Annotated in this window: 17 protein-coding genes; 7 read left to right on the top strand and 10 right to left on the bottom strand. The window is 73.8% G+C overall.

Features of this window, described 5'->3' with window-relative positions; all coding sequences use genetic code 11:
• Positions 1-305: 305 nt before the first annotated feature.
• Together ABZ404_RS14815 and ABZ404_RS14810 are read right to left on the bottom strand one after the other, a co-directional pair.
• Positions 306-1502: a TerD family protein gene (locus ABZ404_RS14815; protein WP_358990450.1), complete on the bottom strand. Its 1197-nt coding sequence runs from the start codon at positions 1500-1502 to the stop codon at positions 306-308.
• A 129-nt stretch (positions 1503-1631) separates the two neighbouring features.
• Positions 1632-2456 carry an NAD(P)-dependent oxidoreductase gene (locus ABZ404_RS14810; RefSeq protein WP_358837340.1) on the bottom strand — a complete coding sequence of 275 codons (825 nt, stop codon included), beginning with the start codon at positions 2454-2456 and terminating at the stop codon, positions 1632-1634.
• 346 nt (positions 2457-2802) lie between these two features.
• On the opposite strand from ABZ404_RS14810, the gene ABZ404_RS14805 reads away from it, so the two are divergent.
• The 3 genes from ABZ404_RS14805 to ABZ404_RS14795 all read left to right on the top strand — a co-directional run bounded on the left by ABZ404_RS14805 (position 2803) and on the right by ABZ404_RS14795 (position 7320).
• Positions 2803-3771, top strand: a complete 969-nt coding sequence (locus ABZ404_RS14805) for a 5-dehydro-4-deoxyglucarate dehydratase (RefSeq protein WP_358837339.1) — start codon at positions 2803-2805, stop codon at positions 3769-3771.
• Positions 3768-4910: a hypothetical protein gene (locus ABZ404_RS14800; RefSeq protein WP_358837338.1), complete on the top strand. Its 1143-nt coding sequence runs from the start codon at positions 3768-3770 to the stop codon at positions 4908-4910. Before ABZ404_RS14805 ends, ABZ404_RS14800 begins: the two co-directional genes overlap by 4 nt.
• A gap of 220 nt (positions 4911-5130) precedes the next feature.
• Positions 5131-7320, top strand: coding sequence for a PQQ-binding-like beta-propeller repeat protein (locus tag ABZ404_RS14795; protein WP_358990447.1), 2190 nt, complete (start codon positions 5131-5133; stop codon positions 7318-7320).
• Positions 7321-7369: 49 nt separating this feature from the next.
• Here the strand turns inward: ABZ404_RS14795 and ABZ404_RS14790 are convergent, their stop codons facing one another.
• Both ABZ404_RS14790 and ABZ404_RS14785 read right to left on the bottom strand, forming a co-directional pair.
• Positions 7370-8812 carry an alkaline phosphatase PhoX gene (locus ABZ404_RS14790; RefSeq protein ID WP_358837661.1) on the bottom strand — a complete coding sequence of 481 codons (1443 nt, stop codon included), beginning with the start codon at positions 8810-8812 and terminating at the stop codon, positions 7370-7372.
• A 732-nt stretch (positions 8813-9544) separates the two neighbouring features.
• Complete coding sequence (locus ABZ404_RS14785; RefSeq protein WP_358834165.1) at positions 9545-10999, bottom strand: hypothetical protein; 1455 nt, start codon at positions 10997-10999, stop codon at positions 9545-9547.
• Positions 11000-11347: 348 nt separating this feature from the next.
• Here ABZ404_RS14785 and ABZ404_RS14780 point away from each other — a divergent pair, with 348 nt between their 5' ends.
• Entirely contained in the window at positions 11348-13186 is a 1839-nt protein-coding gene (locus ABZ404_RS14780; RefSeq protein WP_358834166.1) for an endonuclease/exonuclease/phosphatase family protein, read from the top strand.
• Position 13187: 1 nt separating this feature from the next.
• Here the strand turns inward: ABZ404_RS14780 and ABZ404_RS14775 are convergent, their stop codons facing one another.
• The 3 genes from ABZ404_RS14775 to ABZ404_RS14765 all read right to left on the bottom strand — a co-directional run bounded on the left by ABZ404_RS14775 (position 13188) and on the right by ABZ404_RS14765 (position 14793).
• Complete coding sequence (locus ABZ404_RS14775) at positions 13188-13910, bottom strand: antibiotic biosynthesis monooxygenase (protein ID WP_358834167.1); 723 nt, start codon at positions 13908-13910, stop codon at positions 13188-13190.
• A gap of 95 nt (positions 13911-14005) precedes the next feature.
• Complete coding sequence (locus ABZ404_RS14770; RefSeq protein WP_358834168.1) at positions 14006-14665, bottom strand: hypothetical protein; 660 nt, start codon at positions 14663-14665, stop codon at positions 14006-14008.
• The gene (locus tag ABZ404_RS14765) at positions 14662-14793 is read right to left on the bottom strand and encodes a hypothetical protein (RefSeq protein WP_358834169.1); all 132 of its coding nucleotides are present in this window, start codon (positions 14791-14793) and stop codon (positions 14662-14664) included. The genes ABZ404_RS14770 and ABZ404_RS14765 overlap by 4 nt, the downstream gene beginning before the upstream one ends.
• A gap of 177 nt (positions 14794-14970) precedes the next feature.
• Here ABZ404_RS14765 and dapA point away from each other — a divergent pair, with 177 nt between their 5' ends.
• Positions 14971-15843 carry a 4-hydroxy-tetrahydrodipicolinate synthase gene (gene dapA / locus ABZ404_RS14760; protein WP_358834170.1) on the top strand — a complete coding sequence of 291 codons (873 nt, stop codon included), beginning with the start codon at positions 14971-14973 and terminating at the stop codon, positions 15841-15843.
• 35 nt (positions 15844-15878) lie between these two features.
• On the opposite strand, the gene dapD is transcribed toward dapA, so the two are convergent.
• Positions 15879-16874, bottom strand: a complete 996-nt coding sequence (gene dapD, locus ABZ404_RS14755; protein ID WP_358834171.1) for a 2,3,4,5-tetrahydropyridine-2,6-dicarboxylate N-succinyltransferase — start codon at positions 16872-16874, stop codon at positions 15879-15881.
• Between the two features lie 10 nt (positions 16875-16884).
• Entirely contained in the window at positions 16885-18153 is a 1269-nt protein-coding gene (locus tag ABZ404_RS14750; RefSeq protein ID WP_358834172.1) for an MFS transporter, read from the bottom strand.
• Positions 18154-18252: 99 nt separating this feature from the next.
• Between ABZ404_RS14750 and ABZ404_RS14745 the strand changes: the two genes are divergently transcribed.
• Together ABZ404_RS14745 and ABZ404_RS14740 are read left to right on the top strand one after the other, a co-directional pair.
• Positions 18253-19140, top strand: a complete 888-nt coding sequence (locus ABZ404_RS14745; RefSeq protein ID WP_358834173.1) for a winged helix-turn-helix transcriptional regulator — start codon at positions 18253-18255, stop codon at positions 19138-19140.
• Positions 19141-19460: 320 nt separating this feature from the next.
• Positions 19461-20291: an alpha/beta fold hydrolase gene (locus tag ABZ404_RS14740; RefSeq protein ID WP_358834174.1), complete on the top strand. Its 831-nt coding sequence runs from the start codon at positions 19461-19463 to the stop codon at positions 20289-20291.
• Here ABZ404_RS14740 and ABZ404_RS14735 read toward each other — a convergent pair.
• A complete protein-coding gene (locus tag ABZ404_RS14735; RefSeq protein WP_358834175.1) occupies positions 20288-21559 on the bottom strand; it encodes a hypothetical protein in 1272 nt (423 codons plus the stop codon). The two genes, ABZ404_RS14740 and ABZ404_RS14735, sit on opposite strands and share 4 nt — an antisense overlap.
• Positions 21560-22013 lie beyond the last annotated feature (454 nt).

The following is a 22013-nucleotide window of genomic DNA, read 5'->3' as shown; positions in this document are numbered from 1 at the left end:
CGCCCTCCCCACCCAGCTCGCCTTCATCCCCCGCAACGCGACGGCCCCTAGGTGGCTAGGGGCGCGGGGAACTGCGCGCTCAGCCACAGACAACCCGCAGACGACCACCGGGCCCCGAAGGGGCGCGGGGAACTGCGCGAGCAGCCACCCACCGCCCCGCAGACGAACCCCCGGCCGACCAGGGGCGCGGGGAACTGCGCGACCGGCCCACCACCGGCCCGCAGTCGAACCCCCGGCCGACCAGCTGCGCGAGCAGCCCACCACCGGCCCGCAGACGAACCCCCGGCCGGGGGGCGCCGGGGGCCTCAGAGGGCCTCGGCCGACGGCTTCACCATCCCCCTCACCGTCCGCGCCTTCACAAAACTCCCCAGCGCCGTCATCTCCCACTCCCCCGAGAACTGCTTGATCAGCTTCGCCATCATCACGCCCGTCTGCGGCTCGGCGGTGGTCAGGTCGAAGCGGACCAGCTCCTCGCCCGTCGCCCCGTCGATCAGTCGGCAGTACGCCTTGGCGACCTCGGTGAACTTCTGGCCGGAGAACGAGTTCACCGTGAAGACAAGACCCGTGGCGTCCGCCGGGATGCGGCCGAGGTCGACGACGATCACCTCGTCGTCACCCGCGCCCTCGCCGGTGAGGTTGTCGCCGGAGTGCTTGACCGCGCCGCCCAGGATGGAGAGCTTGCCGAAGTAGCAGCTGTCCAGGTGGTTGCGCTGCGGTCCGTACGCGATCACCGAGGCGTCCAGGTCGATGCTCTTGCCCCGGAACGCGGGCTCCCAGCCGAGGCCCATCTTGACCTGGGAGAGCAGCGGGCGGCCGCCCTTGACCAGCGAGACTGTCTGGTTCTTCTGCAGGCTGACCCGGCCCTTGTCCAGGTTGATCTTCCCGCCGGCCGCGGCGGCGGGCGCGGCGGGGGCCTGGGCCGGAGGGGCCGCGGGCATCGGGGGCGCGGTCACGGGGGCGGCCGGGGCCGCCGGGGCGGCGGCGGGGGCGGCGGGCTGCGGCTCCTCGACGGAGACGCCGAAGTCGGTGGCGATGCCGGCCAGGCCGTTCGCGTACCCCTGGCCGACCGCGCGGGCCTTCCAGGCGCCGCCGCGCAGATAGACCTCCATGACGACGAGCGCGGTCTCGCCGCCGAGCTGCGGCGGGGTGAAGGTGGCGATCACGCTGCCGTCGTCGGCGTTGCGCAGGGTGGCGGTGGGCTCGATGCCCTGGAAGGTCTGGCCCGCGGCGTCGGGGCTGGCGGTGACGACGATCTTCTCGATGCCGGGCGGCACCGCCGCGGTGTCCACCACGATCGCGTCCGGCGCGGTGCCGCCGCCGGACCGGTAGGTGACGCCGGGGCCCGAGGGCTGGTTGTAGAAGATGAAGTCGTCGTCCGAGCGCACCTTGCCGTCGGCGGTGAGCAACAGGCCCGACACGTCGAGCCGCACCGGGGCGGAGACGTCCACCGCCACGCGGGCGGCCGGGAGCGGAAGGTTCGAGCCAGGTGTCATTGCGGTCATGCCCCGGAAACGAGCGGCACGGCTTTACGGTTCCTTGAACGTCCCGCCAATGCGGGGACGCCCCCGGACCCGGCCCCCGGAGCCCGAGCCCGCCCCCGGTTCCCGCCCCCGTTCCCGCTCCCGCCCACCTCAGTACGGCCACACCGGCGGGTCGGTGGTGAAGTGGCCGCCGAGGAAGGCGTGGTCCGGGTTGCCGGGGTCGAGGTCGCCCTGCTCGACGATCAGCTTCTCGGCGTACTGCTCGGAGTCGTCCTCGGGCTCGTACCCCAGCGCCCGCGCCGACGACAGGTCCCACCACAGCCGGGTGTTGGCGGAGGAGCCGTAGACCACGGTGTGGCCGACGTTCTCGGCGGTGAGGGCCGCGTGGAAGAGGCGGGCGCCGTCGCCCGGGCTCATCCAGACCGACAGCATCCGTACGGAAGTGGGCTCCATGAAGCAGGAGCCGATCCGCACCGAGACGCTCTCCAGGCCGTGCTTGTCCCAGTAGAACTGCGCCAGGTCCTCGCCGAACGCCTTGGAGAGGCCGTAGAGGGTGTCGGGGCGGCGGGGGGTGTCGACCGGGATCAGGGCCTCGCGCGGCAGCGGTGTCGCGCCGTGCGGGCGCGGGGTGAAGCCGACCGCGTGGTTGGAGGAGGCGAAGACCACGCGCGCGACACCCTCCTCGCGCGCGGCCTCGTAGAGGTTGTACGTGCCCTCGATGTTGGCCCGCACGATCTTGTCGAAGGTGGACTCGAGCGAGATGCCCGCGAGGTGCAGCACCGCGTCGGCGCCCCGGACCGCCTCGCGCAGCGCGTCCCGGTCGCCGAGGTCCGCGGTGATCGCGTCCGGCTCGCCCGGGACGGCCCGCGCGTCGAGAAGGCGCAGGTCGTAGCCGTACGCCGGGAGCAGTCCGCGCATCAGGGTGCCGAGTCCCCCGGCGGCGCCGGTGAGCAGGACGGTACGGGGAGCGGGCATGGGGAATCTCCTCGGTGCGGCGGTCGGAACGGTCCGGGCGGGCGGTGCGGGCGCGGAAGGGAGCCGAATGGACATCTCTATGGATGTCATTCATATGCGTGGACACGCTAGGGAGCGGCCTCCGGGCCCGTCAAGGGGGACGCGGAGCACCGGGCCGTGCCAGGAAGCCCGGATGCGCCACCTACCGGCACTCGTCCGATGTCCGCTGAAAACACCCGCACGCCGGGGGTGCGCGTCTTGACCCCCGTCGGCGGACTGCCTTAGCGTGGCGGCGTTCAGAAATATAGACGCCGATCAGAACTGTGCACGACGGCCCGTGCCGACGGCCTTTGCCCTGGGAGCGCCCGTGACGCCCGAGAACCCTTCCCCGCTCGCCGCCCGCCTGGACGGCCTGCTCTTCTTCCCGGTCACCCCCTTCGGCCCGGACGGCGGCCTCGACCTCGACGCCTTCCGCGCGCATGTGAGGAGCGGCATCGAGGCGGGCGCCGCCGCGGTGTTCGCCTGCTGCGGGACGGGCGAGTTCCACGCGCTCACCCCGGAGGAGTTCCACGCGTGCGTGGCCGCCGCCGTGGCCGAGGCCGCGGGCCGCGTCCCGGTGGTGGCGGGCGCCGGGTACGGGACGGCGCTCGCGGTCCAGTACGCCCGGCTCGCCGAGGACGCGGGCGCCGACGGACTGCTCGCCCTGCCGCCCTATCTCGTCGTCGCCGACCAGGAGGGGCTGCTGCGCCACTACACCACCCTCGCCGCCGCCACCTCCCTCGACGTCATCGTCTACCAGCGCGACAGCGCGGTCCTCACACCCGCCACCGCCGTCGAACTGGCCCGCAACGACAAGATCATCGGCCTCAAGGACGGCGTCGGGGACCTCGACCTGATGCAGCGGATCGTCAGCACGGTCCGCCGCGAGGCCCCCGAGCACGCCCTCCTGTACTTCAACGGGCTGCCCACGGCCGAACTCACCGGCCCCGCCTACCGGGGCATCGGCGTCACCCTCTACTCCTCGGCGGTCTTCTGCTTCGCCCCGGACATCGCTCTCGCCTTCCACCGGGCGCTGGCCGGCGGCGACGACGCCACCGTGAACCGCCTCCTCGACGGCTTCTTCGTGCCGCTCGTCGAGCTGCGCAAGCAGGGCCGCGGCTACGCCGTCTCGCTGGTCAAGGCGGGCGTACGGCTGTCCGGTCTGGACGTGGGCGAGGTGCGGCCCCCGCTGAGCGAGCCCGACGCGGCCCACGTCAAGCAGCTGGCCGCGCTGATCGAGCGCGGGCGTGCGCTGCTGGCGGAGGACGGGCCGGTACGGAACGGGGCGGGCGCGTGAAGGCGTCGGTGTTCCTCTACCCCTGGGACGTGATCGGCGACCCGGACGCGCCCGCGCGCATCGCCGGCCTCGGGGCGGGACAGGTGACGCTCGCCGCCGCCTACCACGCGACCCGGGCGCTGACCCCGCACCACCCGCGCCACCGGGTGGTCACCGCCGAGCACGCGGCGGTCCTGTACCCCGTGGACGAACGGCGCTGGTCCGGCCGTGCGCTGCGGCCGTACCCCGCCGGCCGGTGGGCGCCCGGCGACGCCTACGGCGAGGCCGCCGAGGCGCTGGCCGCGGCCGGTCTCGACGTCCACTCCTGGGTCGTCCTCGCCCACAACTCCCGCCTGGGCGCGGAGCATCCCGGAACGTCGGTGGTCAACGCCTACGGCGACCGCTACCCCTGGGCGCCCTGCATAGCGCGGCCCGAGGTCCGCGCCTACCTGATCGCCCTGGCGGCGGAGGCGGCGGTACGGCCCGGGGCGCGCGGGACGGAACTGGAGTCCTGCGGCTGGTACGGCCTGGCGCATCTGCACGCCCACGACAAGACCGCGGGGGTGCCGCTCGACGACACCGCCCAGTATCTGATGTCCCTGTGCTTCTGTGACGTCTGCCGGCGGGGGTACGGGGAGGCGGGTCTGGACGCGGAACGCCTGGCGGCGCGGGTGCGGGGGGCGCTGGAGCCGGTGTGGGCGCAGGGCCCGTGCGCGGACGGGAAGGAGCTCCTCGACGCCACGGTCGGCTACCGGGCTTCGGTGGCGCGTGCGTTCCAGGAGGACGTGGTGCGCGCGGTACGGGACGCGGCGGAACCGGGCTTCCAGGTGCTGCTGCACGCGGATCCCGGGGTGCACCGGTGCGGGGCGAACGCGGGAGTGGACGCGGCGGGGGTCCTCGGGTTCGCGGACGGGGTGGTGGTGCCGTGCGCGGGGGGCCGAGTGGATCTGCTGCGGCCGTTCGCGGAGCACGCGCCCGAGGGGGCGGTGGTGGCGGCGAACTTCACGGTGGTGGCGGGGATGGGCGGCCGGCCCGGGGCGCTGGGGGAGGACGCGGCGCGCGCGGCGGCCGCCGGGGCGACGGACGTGCGGCTGTACCACGGGGGGCTGGCCTCGGCCCAGGACCTGGCGGCGGTACGGAGGTCGGGCGCGGTGGGGTGACCTTCCCCACCCCATTCCCTTCCCGGAACCCTGGGTCTGGGCGCCCGACGCCCCGTAATTCCCCTGGAATCACGGCATCCGGAGGCGCGCCCGAGGAGCGCGGAAGCCGCTCGACCTGCCTCCCGACCTGCCGAGGACACCCTGGGGACGCAACCGGACGGGGCCCCCGTCGCGTCGCACATCCTGACGACCACAAGGTCAGGGACGTTGGGGAGGTGCGGTGCGGAACATCGGCGGGTACCAGCTCGTCGCCCTGCTCGGCGACGACGGCATGGGCCAGGTACACCTCGCCCGCACCGCGTCCGGCCGGCTGGTCGCCCTGAAGACCGTGCATCCGCACCTCGCCGCCGACCCCCGCTTCCGCGAGCGCTTCCGCCGCGAGGTGGCGGCGGCCGGGACCGTGGACGGCCCGTACACCGCCGGGGTGCTCGCGGCCGACCCGGACGCCGAACCCCCGTGGCTGGCCACGGCGTACGCCGCGGGCCCCGCCCTCTCCGAGGCCGTCTCCGCGCTCGGCCCCCTCGGTCCCCGGCAACTCGCCGCCCTCGGCGCCCTGCTGGCCGAGGCGCTGGCCGCCGTACACGCCGCGCACCTCCTCCACCGCGACCTCAAGCCCGCCAACGTCCTGGTGACCCGCGAGGGGCCGAAGGTCGTCGGCCTCGGGATCGCGGGCGGCGCCCCGGACGAGGGCACCGGCGGAACAGCCGTCGGCTCCCCCGGCTTCATCGCCCCCGAGCGGCTCGCCCGCGAAGGCGAACCCGGCCCGGCCGCCGACGTGTTCGCGCTCGGCGGGCTGCTCGCGCTCTGCGCCACCGGCCGCAACCCGTTCGGCGCGGGCAGCGCCCCCAAGGTCCTGCACCGCACGCTCCACGAGGCGCCGGACCTCGACGGCGTACCGGACGACGACTGGCGGGAGTTCCTGGGGCGGTGCCTGGCCCGCGAGCCCGCCGAGCGGCCCACCGTCGACGAGGCGCTGGCCTGGTGCGCCGAGCGCGGCGCCCGCGAGCCCTGGTGGGAGCGGGAGCCGGTCACCGGCCTGATACGCCAGCACGAGGAGGCCACCGCCGAACTGGTCGAGGCAGCGCCCGCCCCCGACGCGCCCGCCTCCGCCGCCCCGGCCGACTCCCCCGCGTCCCGGCGGCGCTTCCTCCTGTGGTCCGCCTCCGGCGCCGTCGCCGCCGCCGCGATCTCCACCGCCGTCGCCCAGCGGGCGGACGGCGCCGAGGACCCGGCGGCCGGCGACAGGGCCTCCTGGCCCCGCGGCCGCGCCCTGTGGACCCGCGACCTCGGCGCCGCCCCCGCCGGCCTCCTGCGCCACGGCGACGCCCTCTACGTCCACGAGGCGGCCTCTCTCACCCGCCTCGACCCCGCCACCGGCGCCGTCCGCTGGCGGCGGGACGCCGAGGGCGTCACCCAGGTCGTGCCGCACGGCACCGACACGGTCCATGTCGTACGAACCGCGCCCGGCGCCGCCCCGGTCCTGGCCGCGCTCGACTCCGCCACCGGCGACACCCGCTGGGAGACCCGCGATCCGCGCCTGGAGGGCCTGCGCCCGCCGTCCTCGCCGCTGCCCGGTGCGGCCGGACCGGAGGGCTCCCGGGGCCTGTTCGCGCTGGGCGACGCGGTCGCGTGCCTGGTCACGTACGAGCCGTACGACTCCCTCGTGGAGGCCGCGCGGGCGCTGCCCTGGCGGGCGTACGGCTACGACCCGGCGACCGGCGAGGGGCTCTGGTACCACGAGGGGACGCCCGCCGCGGTGACGGCGGTACGGCACGCGGGCGGCCGGTTCGCGGTCGCCGCCTCCGCCCCCGCCGCGTCGGACGGCCCCGGCGGGCACGGGGCGGGCGGCCCGCTCCATGTGCTGCGGGCCGCCGACGGCCGGGCGGAGACGACCCTCGCGGGCGGCGCGCCCCGGCCGGACGCCCACCCCGGGGCCGAAGGCACGGGCTACTTCGCCAGGGGCGAGGCGGTCGGCGCGGTCGACCTGGCGACCGGGACGACCCTGTGGTCCCGGGGTGTGACCGGTGCGGTGTCGGTGACCCCGCGGGCCTCCGGCGGCCTGGTGCACGCGGGTTCGGACGCGGAGGTCAACGCCCTGGACGCGGCGACGGGCCGCACCCGCTGGCTGCGCACCGACGTACGGCGGCTCGGCGGGACGGTGGACGGGCCGCCGCTGCTCCACCAGGGACACCTGTACGCCACCGGGCCCGAGCCGGGCAGTGACCGGCTCGCCCTGGGCGGGCCGACGTGGGGGCTGCACGCGCTCGACCCGGCGACCGGCCGGCTGCTGTGGGCCGTGCCCTTCGAGAGCCGCGGCGAGCCGTGCGGGAGCGCGGGCGGAGGAGGGCTGGCGCATGTGTGCGTCGGCTCGGTCCTCACCACCTTCCAGGGGCCGGACGGCTCCGGCTGACGGATCCGTGACGGGCCACGGATCCGCCGCCTCCGCTCCGGCCGGGCGCTCAGCGCGGCTGGCGGCGCCAGGGGCCGGTGATGGCGAGCATGATGCCCGGCTCCTGGATGTTGGCGAACAGGGTCCGCCCGTCGGGCGAGAAGGTCACCCCGGTGAACTCGCTGTACTCCGGCTCCTGCGCGGTGCCCAGGTTGAGCTCGTTGCGGGCGATGGGGTACGTACGCCCGGAGTCGGTGGCGCCGAAGAGGTGCTGGACGCCCTCGCCGTCCTCGGCGATGACCAGGCCGCCGTACGGCGAGACGGTGATGTTGTCGGGGCCGTCGAAGGCGCCGTCCTCGCCGGGCTCGGTGTTGACGCCGAGCAGCACCTTGAGGGTGAGGGTGCGGCGGCGCGGGTCGTAGAACCACACCTGGCCGTCGTGCCGCACCGGGGACTCCTCGCGGGCGTAGCTGGAGACGATGTAGGCGCCGCCGTCGGCCCACCACATGCCCTCCAGCTTGCGGGCGCGGGTGACGTCCCCGGCCGCGAACTGCTTGCGCACGGAGGTCGTGCGGGCGTCGCGGTCGGGCACGTCCACCCAGTCGACCCCGTACACCGTGCCGATCGCGGTGGCGCGCGAGAGGTCGTCGACGAACCGGCCGCCCGCGTCGTAGCACTTGGGGGCCTGGAGCACGCCGGCGTCGTCGGCCAGGGTGCGCAGCCGGCCGCGGCCGTGCTCGAAGCCGTGCGGCGGGGTCCAGCGGTAGAGCAGGCCGTTGGGGCCGGAGGCGTCCTCGGTCAGATACAGGTGGCCGCGCCGGGGGTCGACGACCACGGCCTCGTGGGCGTACCGGCCGAGCGCCTTGACCGGCTCGGGGGCGCGGTTGGCGCGGCGGTCGCAGGGGTCGACCTCGAAGACATAGCCGTGGTCCTTGGTCATGCCGTTGGAGCCGGCCCTGTCCTCGGTCTCCTCGCAGGTCAGCCAGGTGCCCCAGGGGGTGGCGCCGCCCGCGCAGTTGGTGGAGGTGCCGGCGATGCCGACCCACTCGGCGACCGGGCCGCCGTGCGGGTGCACCTCGACGACGGTGCAGCCGCCGGACGCGGCCGGGTCGTACACCAGGCCCTCGGTGAGGGGCACCGGGTGCGGCCAGTTCTTGCGCGGGCCCTTCAGCTCGTGGTTGTTGACGAGCAGGGTGACCCCGCGCGGCCCCTCGAAGGCGGCGGTGCCGTCGTGGTTCGACGGGGTGCTCTCGCCGGAGTCCAGCCTGGTGACGCCGGTACGGGTGATGATCCGGTACGAGAAGCCCTGCGGCAGCGCGAGTATGCCCTGGGGGTCGGGCCGCAGCGGGCCGTATCCGGGTTCGTGGTGGTGGCCGTGTCCGGCGGCGCCGTGGACGTCCTCGGCGGCCAGCGCGCCGGGCGCCGTGGCCAGCGCCCCGACGGATCCGGTGAGGGCGACCCCGGCACCGGTGAGGGCGGAGTTCCTGGCGAACTCCCTGCGGCTGAGCGACATCGCGGGTCTCCTGACGAGGTGGGGTGAGGCGGGGGGGGCGGGGTCAGGGTGCCGGGGGTGGGCGAACACCGCGATAACACGGGGTGTCGCCGACCCCAACTCCCGCCCCGGGCTGTCGCTCACCTGCGGGCCGTGGTGGATTGCTCGCGCAGTTCCCCGCGCCCCTGAAGGGGTTCGTCGTTGCCTGCGGGCCGGTGGAGGGTGCTCGCGCAGTTCCCCGCGCCCCTTAAAGGCCGTCGCTCACCTGCGGGCCGGTGGTGGGCTGGTCACGCAGTTCCCCGCGCCCCCAAGAGACCTGCCGTCGTTCGCCTGCGGACCGTGCTGGGTTGCTCGCGCCGTTCCCCGCGCCCCTCAAAGGCCGTCACTCACCTGCGGGCCGGCGGTGGGCTGGTCGCGCCGTTCCCCGCGCCCCCAAGACACCTGCCGTCGTTCGCCTGCGGACCGTGCTGGGTTGCTCGCGCCGTTCCCCGCGCCCCTAGGCAGTTAGGGGCGCGGGGAACTGCGCGCTCAGCCACCCACCGATCCGCAGACGAACCCCGGGCAGAAAAGGGGCGCGGGGAACTGCGCGGCCAGCCGCCCACGGTCCGCGGACGAACCCCGGGCAGAAAAGGGGCGCGGGGAACTGCGCGCTCAGCCACCCACCGGCCCGCAGACGAACCCCGGGCAGAAAAGGGCGCGGCCAGCCGCATACGGACCGCGGCCAAACATCACCGCGCCCCGCAAGGGCCCGCGCTACGCCCGTGAGCGGGCCTTGAAAGCCGCCTTGCGGGCCTCCTTCGCCACCTTCTTGTCCGGGTGCAGCCGCCCCATCGCCTCCAGCACGTCCGCCGTCGCGGGGTGTTCCACCCGCCACGCGGCATCGAAGAAGCCGCTGTGCTGCCCGATCAGGCCCTCCACCAGGCCCTGGAGCTCCTCCAGGTCCCCGTCCACCTCCAGTTGCGCGGCGATCGTGTCCACCGCGAGCCAGAACACCATCGCCTCCGGCGGCGCGGGGACGTCCTGGGCGCCGCGCTCGGCGAGCCAGACCCGGGCGAGGCCGCCCAGCTCGGCGTCGTCCAGGACCTCGCGCAACGCGGGCTCCGCCTCGGGGCCGGTGAGGGCGAGCGCCTGCTGGCAGTGGAGCCGGCGCAGCGGGCCGCGGTCGTCCGTGCCGCGGGCCGCCGCCAGCAACTCCCGTACCGCGCCCGGCATCTCGTGCCGGGCCAGCCACTGCTCGGTCTCGGCGCGGGCGGCCGCCTCCGGGTAGTGGGCGATACCGTCGAGCAGCACGTCCGCGCCCTTGTCCACGAGGTCGCCGACGGCCGGCGCCTCCACGCCCGCCTCCAGCATCCGCGCCCGTACGCCGTAGAGGCCGAGCGGGGTGAGGCGGACCATGCCGTACCGGGCGACGTCCTCGTCGTCGACGGGCGGGGCGGGCTCCTCGCCCTCCTCGGCCATCAGCGCCTCGTCGACGGGCCGGTACTCCACCAGGCCGATCGGTTCGAGGAGGCGGAACTGGTCGTCCAGGCGCATCATCGCGTCGGAGACCTGCTCCAGGACGTCGTCGGTGGGCTCCCCCATGTCGTCGGGGACGATCATCGACGCGGCGAGCGCGGGCAGCGGCACCGGTCCCTCGCCCGCGCCGCCCTCGGTGACGGTGAGCAGGTACAGGTTGCCGAGGACGCCCTCCAGGAAGTCCGCCTCCGCCTGCGGGTCCCAGTCGAGCCGGTCGAAGTCCACCTCGCCGTCCTCGCCGATGAGGTCGGCGAAGTCGTCGAGTACCGGAGCGGTCGCGTCCGCGAAGACGGCGTCGAACGCGTCCAGCCAGACGGTGAGGACGTCCTGCGGGGATCCGGCGGTGAGCTGGGCCAGCGCCTCGCCCGCCGCGGCCGTGCCCTCGCCGTCCTCCTCGGCCCCTTCCTCCCCCGGGGGGTCCTGGACCTCGACGAGCCCGGCGTCGACGGCGACCCGCCACGCCTCGCTCGCCTCGGCGGCGCCGTCGTCGTCGGAGGCGAGGCCCAGGGCCTCGGCCGCGGCGGGCAGTTGCTCCTCGACGAGCTCGCCCCCGGGGCCGACGCGCGTCGCGGGCCCGGCCCAGCGGGCCAGCCGGACCGCGCGGGCGAGCAGCGGGGCGGCCAGGGCCGCGCGCGCGAGTTCGGCCTCGGAGTGCAGCCGCACCGGCGGCAGGGTGGGGCGGTCTCCGGACATCTGTGACGTACTCCTCGGGCGAAGCGGTGGGGTCGCGGGTGTGAGGGATGAGGCACCCAGCGTAGACGCATTTCACCGGGTATCGCCGCGCGCGGTCCCCGTCCCGCCCGGGCCGGACGACGGGTTCCGGCCGGGGCGCGGCGCGGTTGCGTACGGGAATCGGCGGGCGGTGTCCGGCCTCCCGGCGCGGCCGGTTCATCCGGCCGTCGGATTCCGGCCACCCGGCGACCCTTGACAACTGCCCCGCTCAGCCAAGAGATTGACGCGCGTAGAACTTGCCGCCCGCATGCGGCACCGCACCGGCACGTGCGCCGGTCCACCCTCACCCTCATCCTCCGGAGTCTGTTGATGCCCGTTCCGAGATCCGCCGCCGTCTCCGCCGTCGTCGCCGCCGCGCTGGGCGCCGGTCTGCTCGCCGCCGGTTCGTCGGCCGCCGCCGACCCGGCCGCCCCCACCGCGGCCCGCATCCACGACATCCAGGGCACGACCCGCACCTCGCCGCTGGCCGGCGCGCAGGTGGCCGACGTGCCGGGCGTCGTCACCGGCGTACGGACGTACGGCTCCTCGAAGGGCTTCTGGTTCCAGGACTCCGCCCCGGACGACAACCCGGCCACCAGCGAGGGCGTCTTCGTCTTCACGAGCTCGGCGCCGAAGGTGGCCGTCGGTGACGCGGTGACGGTCTCCGGCACGGTCACCGAGTACGTCCCGGGCGGCCTCTCCTCCGGCAACCAGTCGCTGACCCAGATATCCAAGGCGACCGTGACGGTCGTCTCCTCGGGCAACCCGCTGCCCGCCCCGGTCGCCGTGACGGCCCGTACCGTCCCGGACCGCTACACCCCGGCGGGCGACCCGGCCGCCGGCAACAGCGTCAACGGCCTGACCCTGAAGCCGAAGAAGTACGCCCTGGACTACTACGAGTCCCTGGAGGGCATGAACGTCCGCGTCGGCACCTCGCGGATCGTGGGCGCCACCGACCCGTACAGCGAGCTGTGGGTCACCGTGAAGCCGCACGAGAACCGCACGAAGCGGGGCGGCACGCTCTACGCGTCCTACGGCGACCAGAACACCGGCCGGCTCCAGATCCAGAGCCTGGTGCCCAGCGCCCAGCAGCCGTTCCCCAAGGCGAACGTCGGCGACACCCTGACCGGTGGCGCCGAGGGCCCGCTGGACTTCAACCAGTTCGGCGGCTACACGATCACCGCCCGGACGCTCGGCACGGTCGCGGACAAGGGCCTCACGCGGGAGAGCACCCGCAAGCAGCGCACCGGCGAGCTCGCGGTCGCCACGTACAACGTGGAGAACCTGGACCCGTCCGACCCGCAGACCAAGTTCGACGCGCTGGCCGACGGCATCGTGACCCACCTCGCCTCGCCCGACATCGTGGCCCTGGAGGAGATCCAGGACGACAACGGCGCCAAGAACGACGGCACGGTCGGCGCCTCCGCGACCCTCAAGAAGTTCACGGACGCGATCACCGCCAAGGGCGGACCCGCCTACCAGTGGCGCTCGATCGACCCGGAGAACCTGAAGGACGGCGGCGAGCCCGGCGGCAACATCCGCCAGGTGTTCCTCTTCAACCCGGCGCGGGTCTCCTTCACCGACCGCCCCGGCGGCGACGCCCGCACCGCCGTCGGCGTCACCGGCGCCAAGGGCCACCCGGCGCTCACCCTCTCCCCCGGCCGCGTCGACCCGGCGAACCCGGCGTGGGCGGACAGCCGCAAGCCGCTCGCGGGCGAGTTCGTCTTCCGGGGGAAGACCGTCTTCGTCATCGCCAACCACTTCGCCTCCAAGGGCGGCGACGAGGGCCTGGTCTCCCAGCACCAGCCGGTGCCGCGCTCCTCCGAGGCCAAGCGGCTGCTCCAGGCGCAGGCCGTCAACGGCTTCGTGAAGCAGCTCCTCGCGGTCGACAAGCACGCCCGGGTCCTCGCGCTCGGCGACATCAACGACTTCGACTTCTCGGACACCACCCGGGCCCTGGAGGACGGGGGCGCGCTGCGCTCGGCGTTCCGTACGCTGCCGAAGAAGGAGCGTTACTCCTACGTCTACCAGGGCAACACCCAGGTTCTGGACCAGATCCTGACCAGCCCGGCCGTCCGCGGCTTCGACTACGACAGCGTGCACATCAACGCGGAGTTCGCCGACCAGACCAGCGACCACGACCCGCAGGTCATCCGCTTCCGCCCGTAGGTCAGGCGGCCGGGGTGACGGTCAGCGCCGGGAGGTAGCGCGCCACCCCGCCACCGCTCACGCCGGGGTAGCTCTGCACCCGCTCCCACTCCGGGGTCCTCGACCCGACCCCGGAGCCGGGTGCGGCGAGCGCGTCGATGTGGGCCTGCTCGCTCTCCCACTCCGCGTAGTTGAGGACGCGGGTGCCGTCCAGGCTGGTGTGGAAGTGGGCGGAGATGCCTCCCTCGGGCAGGTCCGGGTCGGTGGCGAGCGCCTCGAGGACACCGTCCACCCAGGCCCGCTGCCGCTCGGGGTCCGGCCCCTCGAACTCCACGTCGACGACGACCACGCAGCCGGGCGTCCGGGGGGCGCCCGGCCGTGGGTCGCTGCTGCGGTGGAGCGCGTAGGAGTGCAGTGCCACGCGCTCGATGCCCGGGACGGCCGCGTCGATCTCGGCGTTGCGGTCGTCCCGGAACCGCCGGACGAAGTCCTGGTACGCCGACTCGCTCCGCCACTGCGAGTAGTGGAGCAGCGAGTCCCCGTCGGTTCCGGTGAGGACGCTGTACGCGAGCAGGCCCGAGTCCGGCCAGTCCCGGCTGCCCCACGCCTTGGCGATGGCCTCGACGGCGGCCCGCTGCCGCTCGGGGGTGCCCGTGCGCCAGACGCTGGACTTGACCACACCGACGCCGGGGCGGCGCGGGTCGGGCAGGGCGTCGAAGATGGCGTCGGTGGACGTCGTGGCCATGGTGGTCTCCTGGTGATCGTGGGGGTCCTGTGCCGCGTGGACGATCACCATCCTGAAACGTCAAGGCCACTTGAGGTCAAGGGCGGCCGGGCGCCTCACTCCCGCTGGTCGCCGAGCCGCGCCAACTCGCTCTGGAACCAGTCGAGCCGGGCCTGGAGCAGGGCCGCCTCCGCGACCAGTTCCGGGAAGCTGCGGCCGGGACCGGGATCCGCGCCGGTGGCGGGCGCGGCCGTGACCTTCAGCCCCTCGCCGCCCCGGCGGGCGAAGTCGTCGAACCCCACGACCGCGCGCGCCCCGGCGCACCCGGGGCAGACCGGCTCCACGGCCCGCCAGCCGGGCCGCCCCCAGCCCGCGTCGGCCAGACCGGTCGCGGTGCGCCGGCAGCGGCACGGGCCGGCCGTGGCGGTGCGCACCCGCTGCCGGGCATAGCGCATCCCGCGCTCGAAGCGGAGGTAGCGCCCGAGGACGGCCACGTCGAGCAGCAGGGCCGGGCGGTGCTCGGCCGTGCAGGTCAGCGCGGCGGCCTCGGCGCGCTCGTGGAGGCAGTGGAAGCCGCAGTCGCAGAGCCGGGAGGGCGAGCGGTGGCGCCGCCCGTAGACGCAGCGCGCGTCGTCAAGGACGCCGTAGGGCAGGGCGGCGCCGAGCGAGACACCGAGGAACCCGGCCCGCGAGCCGTCCTCGGAGAGCGCCGCATGGGCGATCTTGTAGCCGGTGGGCGGCTCCGTCGGGCGTTCCTCGGGGAGCCGCGGCCTCATCGGGCCGCCGTCACCTCGACGGGATCCCCGGCCGGGACCTCCTCGGGCACGGGCGGCGCCTCGTCCCGTACGACGTCCTCGGGCCGCTCCTCCGCGACCCCGGTGGCGAGAGCCTTGCCGAGCCTCATGACGACCTCCGACGGAACGACGGGACGGACGGGAACGGACGCACCGGCCTCCCATGGTGGCGTACGCGGCGGTCCCCGCCAAGAGCGCCTGCGGCGGCCACACTTCAGCACTGCTGTTGATGAACGGCAAGCAGATCTAAGTAGACCTTCACGCTCATCGCGGCCCAGACTGCGGCCATGAGCACTTCCCGCCCCTTCGGGCGCGCACTCTGCGCCATGGTCACGCCGTTCACCGCCGACGACCGCCTCGACCTCGACCACGCGCGACGGCTGGCGGCGCGCCTGGTGGCCGGGGGCTGCGACGGGCTGGTGCTCAGCGGCACCACCGGCGAGTCGCCCACCACCACCGACGCCGAGAAGGCGGAGCTGGTCCGGGCGGTGCGCGCGGAGGTCGGCCCGGACGTCCACGTCGTGGCCGGGGTCGGCACCGCCTCCACCCGGCACACCGTGGAGCTGGCCCGGCAGGCCGAGGAGGCGGGCGCGAACGGCCTGCTGGTGGTCTCGCCGTACTACAGCCGCCCGCCGAGCGAGGCGGTGGAGGCGCACTTCCGTACGGTGGCGGACGCCACGGGTCTGCCGGTGATGCTCTACGACATCCCCGGCCGCACCGGCGTCCGGATCGGCACGGACACGCTGCTGCGGCTCGCGGAGCACGAGCGGATCGTGGCGGTCAAGGACTGCGCCTACGACCTGCTCGGCTCCACCAAGGTGATCGGCCGCACCTCGCTGGCGTACTACTCGGGCTGCGAGGAGACGAACCTGCCGCTGTACGCGGTGGGCGGCGCGGGGTACGTCAGTACGGTGGCGAACGTGGCCCCCGCCCAGATGCGGGCGCCGCTGGACGCCCACGACAAGGGCGACCCGATGGAGGCGGCCCGCCTCAACCACCTCACGCTCCCGCTGACGGAGTTGATGATGGCGTCGGGCCTGCCGGGCACGGTGACGGCGAAGGCGCTGCTGGGCAGTCCGGTGCGGGAGCCGCTGCGGCCCGCGTCCCCGGACCGGGTCGCCGCACTGCGCGAGGCGTACGACGACCTGGTCCCCGGCTAGCCGGGGGCTCGGACCGCGTGGTGGAGCGGGCGGCGTCAGTTGTGCGCGTGCAGAACCTCGTTCAGGCCGCCCCACACGGCGTTGTTGGGCCGGGCCTCGACCGCGCCCGTGACGGAGTTCCGCCGGAACAGGATGTTCGACGCCCCCGAGAGCTCGCGCGCCTTCACGATCTGCCCGTCCGGCATGGTCACCCGCGTACCGGCGGTGACGTACAGGCCCGCCTCCACGACGCACTCGTCGCCGAGCGCGATGCCGACGCCCGCCTCGGCGCCGACCAGGCACCGCTCGCCGATGACGATACGGACGTTGCCGCCGCCCGAGAGCGTGCCCATGGTGGAGGCGCCGCCGCCGATGTCGGAGCCGTTGCCGACGACGACGCCGGCGGAGATGCGGCCCTCGACCATCGAGGTGCCCAGGGTGCCCGCGTTGAAGTTCACGAAGCCCTCGTGCATCACGGTGGTGCCCTCGGCCAGGTGCGCGCCCAGGCGCACCCGGTCGGCGTCGGCGATGCGGACGCCCTTGGGGGCCACGTAGTCCGTCATGCGCGGGAACTTGTCGATGGACGTGACCTGGAGGTGCAGTCCGGCGGCGCGGGCGTTCAGCCGCACCGTCTCGACGTCGTCGACGGCGACCGGGCCGAGCGAGGTCCAGGCGACGTTGGCGAGGAGGCCGAAGAGGCCGTCCAGGTTCTGCCCGTGCGGCTTGACCAGGCGGTGCGAGAGCAGGTGCAGCCGCAGGTAGGCGTCGTGGGCGTCGAGCGGCTTGTCGTCGAGCGAGGCGATGACCGTACGGACGGCGACGACCTCGACGCCCCGGCGCTCGTCGGTACCGAGGGCGGCGGCGGCGCCCTTGCCGAGGAGTTCGGTGGCCCGGTCGGCGCTCAGGCGCTCGGTGCCGGCCGGTCCGGGCTCGGTGGTGAGCTCGGGGGCGGGGAACCAGGTGTCGAGGACGGTGCCGTCGCCGGCGAGGGTGGCGAGGCCGGCGGCGACGGCGCCGGTGGAGCGAGAAGCAGTAGCAGTCGTGTCGGTCATAGCGGAAAACCTAACCGGCGGCGGCCCGCAGGGGCGAACCGGTCTCAGGTGCCGGGCGCGCGCCGCCGGCCGGCTCACCGCCCGCGCCGCCGTGCGCGTCGCCCCCGGCCGGCGGCTCCGGCAGCCTCCGCGCCCACAGCACCGCCAGCCCGGCGAGGCCCGCGAGGAGGGCGCACAGGGGCCACAACAGGGCGGGCGCGGCGGTGTACAGCGCGCCGCCCAGTGGCGGGGCCAGCACCTGGCCGCTGATGGAGGCGCCCGCGTACAGGCTCTGGAAGCGGCCCTGCGCGTGCGGCGGTGCCTGGTCGGCCACGTAAGCGGTGGCGGTGGTCTTGTAGAGGATCTCGCCGAGGGTGAGCGAGACCATCAGGGCGAGGGCCCAGCCGAGGGCGGCGCCCGGGATCAGCAGCGCGTAGCCGAGGCCGACCAGGAGCAGTCCGCAGCCGACGACGCTCAGCGGCGCGCGGCCGCGCAGGGCGTGGGCGGCGGGCAGTTCGAGGCAGAGGATCAATCCGCTGTTGAGGGCGATCAGCCAGCCGTAGACGTGGGCGTCCAGGCCGTGGTCGCCGAGGAAGACGGGCAGGGTGGAGTACTGCTGGCGGTAGACGAGGTCGACGCAGACGATCGCGGCGAGCAGCACCGGCACGGCGGGCCGCACCCGCAGCTCGCGCCGGAGACCGGGCGCCCGGGGGTCGTGGACCGGCCCGGCGTGGGCGGCCGCGCGGGCGGGCAGCACCCGGGCGGCGTACGCCGCGAAGAGCAGGGTGCCGGCACCGTCGGCGGCGAAGAGCCAGTCGTACGACCAGTGGGCGGCGACCAGGGCGCCGAGCGGCGGGCCGACGGTGAAGCCCGCGTTGGACGCGAACCGCATCACCGCGAAGCCCTGGCGGCGGCTGCCCTCGGGGACGCCGACGGCGACGAGCGCGGAGTTCGCGGCCCGGACGACTCCGGAGGCGTACTGGGCGACCGGCAGCGCGGCGACCAGGACCGGGGTCGGCAGCGGTGCGAGGGCGGCGAGCAGGACGCCGCTGACCAGGGATCCCGCGAGCAGGGCGCGCCGGTGGCCGTACCGGTCGCCGAACCAGCCGCCGGTGAGGTTCCCGGCGACCAAGCCGACGCCTCCGATCCCGCCGATCACTCCGGCCTGGCCGACGCCGAGGCCGCGCGGGCCGGTCAGGTACATGAAGAGGTAGACGAAGGTGAAGCTGACGACCGCATTGAAGAACATGCCGAAGCACAGCAGCCGGACGTCTCTCGGCACCGCTCGCAAGGTCTTCACACCGTCGCCCCCCCGGCCTCGCCCTCAGTAAGTTCCCTATGGGAACGGACTATGTCAGCATGGGGTTCGCAGGTCAACGGCGTACGGAAGGATGGAGCCATGCCTCAACGCACCCGGCTCCACGACGAGCACTGCGCCATCGCCCAGGCCCTGGACGTCGTCGGCGACTGGTGGACCCTCCTGATCGTGCGCGACGCCGCACGCGGGGTGCACCGCTTCGACGCGCTCCAGCGCGAGCTCGGCATGTCCCGGAAGGTGCTCGCCGAGCGGCTGAGGCTGCTGGTGGAGACGGGGGTGCTGAGCCGGGAGCCGTACCAGGAGCGTCCGGTGCGGTACGAGTACCGGCTCACTCCGCGCGGCCGTGCCCTGCTGCCCGTACTGATCGCGCTCCAGGACTGGGGTGACACCTGGGTGCTGGGAGAGGGAGAGACGATGGCCACGGCGACGGAGCGGTCCGGGGAGACCGGGCGGGTGCGCGAGCTGGTGGGAACGACGGTGCCCGCGCTCGAACTCACCGATTTCGACGGGCGGTCGCGGGACCCGGTGTCACGGGAGAGCGCGTACACCGTGCTCTACTGCTTCCCCGGCGCCTACGCCCGCAAGGAGTCCTATCCGCCGGGCTGGGCGGGCATTCCGGGGGCGCCGGGCTGCACGCTGGAGTCGTGCACCTTCCGCGACCAGCTCGCCGAGTTCACGGCGGCGGGCGCGAGCGTGCACGGCGTGTCCACCCAACGCCCGGACGAGCAGCGGGCGTTCGCGGACAAGGAGCACCTGCGCTTCCCGCTCCTGTCGGACGCGGACCTGGAGCTGACGGCCGCGCTGCGCCTGCCCACCTTCCGCACGGCCGGGGTGAGCCGGCTCAAGCGCCTCACCCTGGTAGTCGCCCGGGACCGGACGGTGGTGGAGGCGCTGTACCCGATCACGGACATCGAGGCGAGCGTACGGGCGGCGTTGGAGGGGGTCCGCCGGGCGGGGGGCGGGGGCTGAGCGGGGGCGGACCGGGGCTCGGTGGGCGGCGCCGCCGGGCGAGGTCGTACCGGCGGGCCTTCAGTCGCCCGCCCTGGGACGGGGGCCATGCCACGACCGTACCCGGCACCCGGCCTCAGCCTTTGGGGGCCCGGGGCGGCAAGCCCGGTGGAAAGGGCCTCGGCGCGGGGCCGCAGCCGGGCGCCCTCGACGACCGCCTCCGACCGACGGGACGGCCTCCGAAGAGGGGTGAGCGGGGCACTGATGCCGATTTGCCTCCGCCGGGGGGCCCGCGCTGTGCGGTCTCGCCTCGTCCGGCGCGCCGACACTAGGCTCGTGCCATGCCCACATCTGACAGCGTGACGCTTCGGACGCTTGATGGTCTGCGCCTGGCCGGCACCCTCGTGAGCCCCGCTGCTCCCGCCTCACACGGCGTGGTCCTGGTGCACGGTGGGGGCGTCACCCGTGAAGAGGGCGGATTCTTCTCCCGGTTGGCCGCCGGACTGGCTGCCGCTGGTGTGGCCTCTCTCCGCTTCGACATGCGGGGCCACGGGGAGAGCGAGGGCCGGCAGGAGGAGCTGACGCTCACCACGATCCTCAACGACATTCGTGTGGCCATCGACCGTCTGCGCAGTGCCACGACCGCGGGGGGAATCACCTTGCTGGGCGCCAGCTTCGGTGGCGGTATCTGCGCGTACTACGCCGCGAAGCGTCCGGCAGACCTGTCACGACTGGTTCTGTTCAACCCTCAGCTGGACTACAAGTGGCGCACCATTGATACGCGCTCGTACTGGGCCGATGATTCGATCAGCGACGAAGCGGCCCGGCAGCTCACCGAGCACGGATTCATCCAGTTCACACCGACGCTTCGGCATGGGCGGCCTCTCCTCAACGAGGTGTTCTGGCTGCACCCACACGAAGTGCTCGGGGAGGTGCGGGCCCCGACGCTCCTCGTGCATGGCACGCGGGACACCTTCGTGCCGATCGAGTCATCGCGGTCCGCCGTACGGAAGTTCCTCGCCCCCTGCGAACTCGTCGAGATCGAAGGATCACAGCACGGTTTCGCCATGCACGACGATCCGGAATACCTCGACCCGCAGAGTCAGAAATGGCAGGCATTCGTGATCCGCACGGTCACCGAGTGGTTGTCGACGGACCCGTCCCAGGGTTAGACCGCCTGGAGTGCTTCGCGGAATTCCCGCACGGCAGGGCGACTGCGCCAGCGGCGCAGTGTTTGTGCTACTTCGTCCAGGACCCGCAGGGTGCGTGCGGACTTCATCGCCCGAGCCACCTCCGCCGAAGCGCGACCGATCCGGGCCGCCTCGTCCGGCTCACCGCTCAGCGCCAAGGCGGCAGAACGCCGGGCGTTGAAGAATCCCATGTCGCGGCGGGAGAGCGTACCGGCCTCCATGATTCTCCCGAACAGGTCGGCGGCCAGGCCCGGTCTCCCTGCCTCTGTGTAGCTCACCGCGTTCCGGAGCGACAACGTGTGTTCGTTGAAGTAGGCACCCAGGTCGCCCGGTTCGGCGACGGCGGCGTCAGCCAGCAGTTCGCGTGCCGCACCAAGTTTCCGCTCCACCAGCGAGAACGGCTCCCCGAGCATGGCGCACCCCAGCGCTTCCTGCTGCGTCAGCTCCGCCCGGACCCGCGCCGGAAGCCGCCATCTCCCGTGCTGACCCGCCTGCGCCAGCGTCACCATGCGCGCCGCATCTCCGTCGTCGTACGCCATTTGGGACTTCTTCAGCAACATATAGCCTTGCATGGCGGGATCATTGGCTTCCTGCGCCCACTCCACAGCTCGGTCGTACCAGAAAACAGCCTCAACCGGTTGCTGGATATCGCGATAGAGCCATCCTGCGAACTCCGCACCGTCCGCGCCGGCCGACAACAGCTCTCGCCGAACGGACGGCTTCACCTCGCGTGCCCTGCGCTCCACGGCACTCAACAGAGCGAGAACCAGCGACAGGCTCTTCCGCGCGCCCAGAGCACCGTCATCATGTTTGGCCACTTCGAGCTGTTCACGTAAAAAGTCGACCGCCGGGCCGTCGAAGTCGCGGTACTGGTCTTCCAGCGGTGCGGCCGCGCAACGGATCTCCAGGAGCGCGGCGCTCTCGCCACCATCCCCGGAAGCACTCTCCCATGACCGTCTCGGCAGACCGATCATTTCTCCGGGGATACCGAACCCGTCGGCCACGCGTTCGACAACTTCACGCCCCCGGATACCACGGACACCCCGGATGATGTCGCTCACGCGTGAACTCGACATCTTCCCGATGGCCGCCGCCATGGCGGCATGACTGGAGCCGGTGCGCCGGTTCACAAGCCGGAAGATCTCCCGGAAGTCCCGTGCGGAGCAGGCCTGTTGCATGGCCTCACTCCGAAGGAGCGCGTCTGGGATCGTCAGTGGATAGCCGCCGCGCCGGGTTTCGCGTTCGTCCATGGGCGCCCCTGGGGAGGACCGGAGTGATCTTTTCCAGAGTAGCCCCGGGCGCTGGACGGGGCCCGTCGAACCGCAACGGGGTTCCCCAAATGCCCCTGTGGGGATCCCCGTTCGCTGTTCCGTAGGCAGCCGCGCCCCGCCCAAGCTTTTGGGACGACACCCACGCCCACGACCAAGCAGACGGTCCGGGGCGTGGTCACAACCAGCAGAGGTTGACGACAGTGCCCGAAGTCACCGCCAGAACCGCCGAAAGCCCCCAGCAGGCAAAGGGTGATACCGACGCGCGGCAGTGGGAGTACACGACCTACGCGCCCGCAGGCGAGACGTGCCCGGCGTGTGAAAGGCCCATCATGAGCCTTGAAATCTGTCGGCGGGCGGCATCGGCCCGCCCCGACACCGCTCCGGTCGCCGCGTACTGGCATACGGACTGCGCCCCCGTGGAGGCGGGACGATG

It is taken from the genome of Streptomyces sp. NPDC005878, from assembly GCF_040629815.1.
In the GTDB taxonomy this organism is placed as follows: Bacteria; Actinomycetota; Actinomycetes; order Streptomycetales; family Streptomycetaceae; genus Streptomyces.
This window is presented reverse-complemented; position numbering and strand designations above follow the sequence as displayed.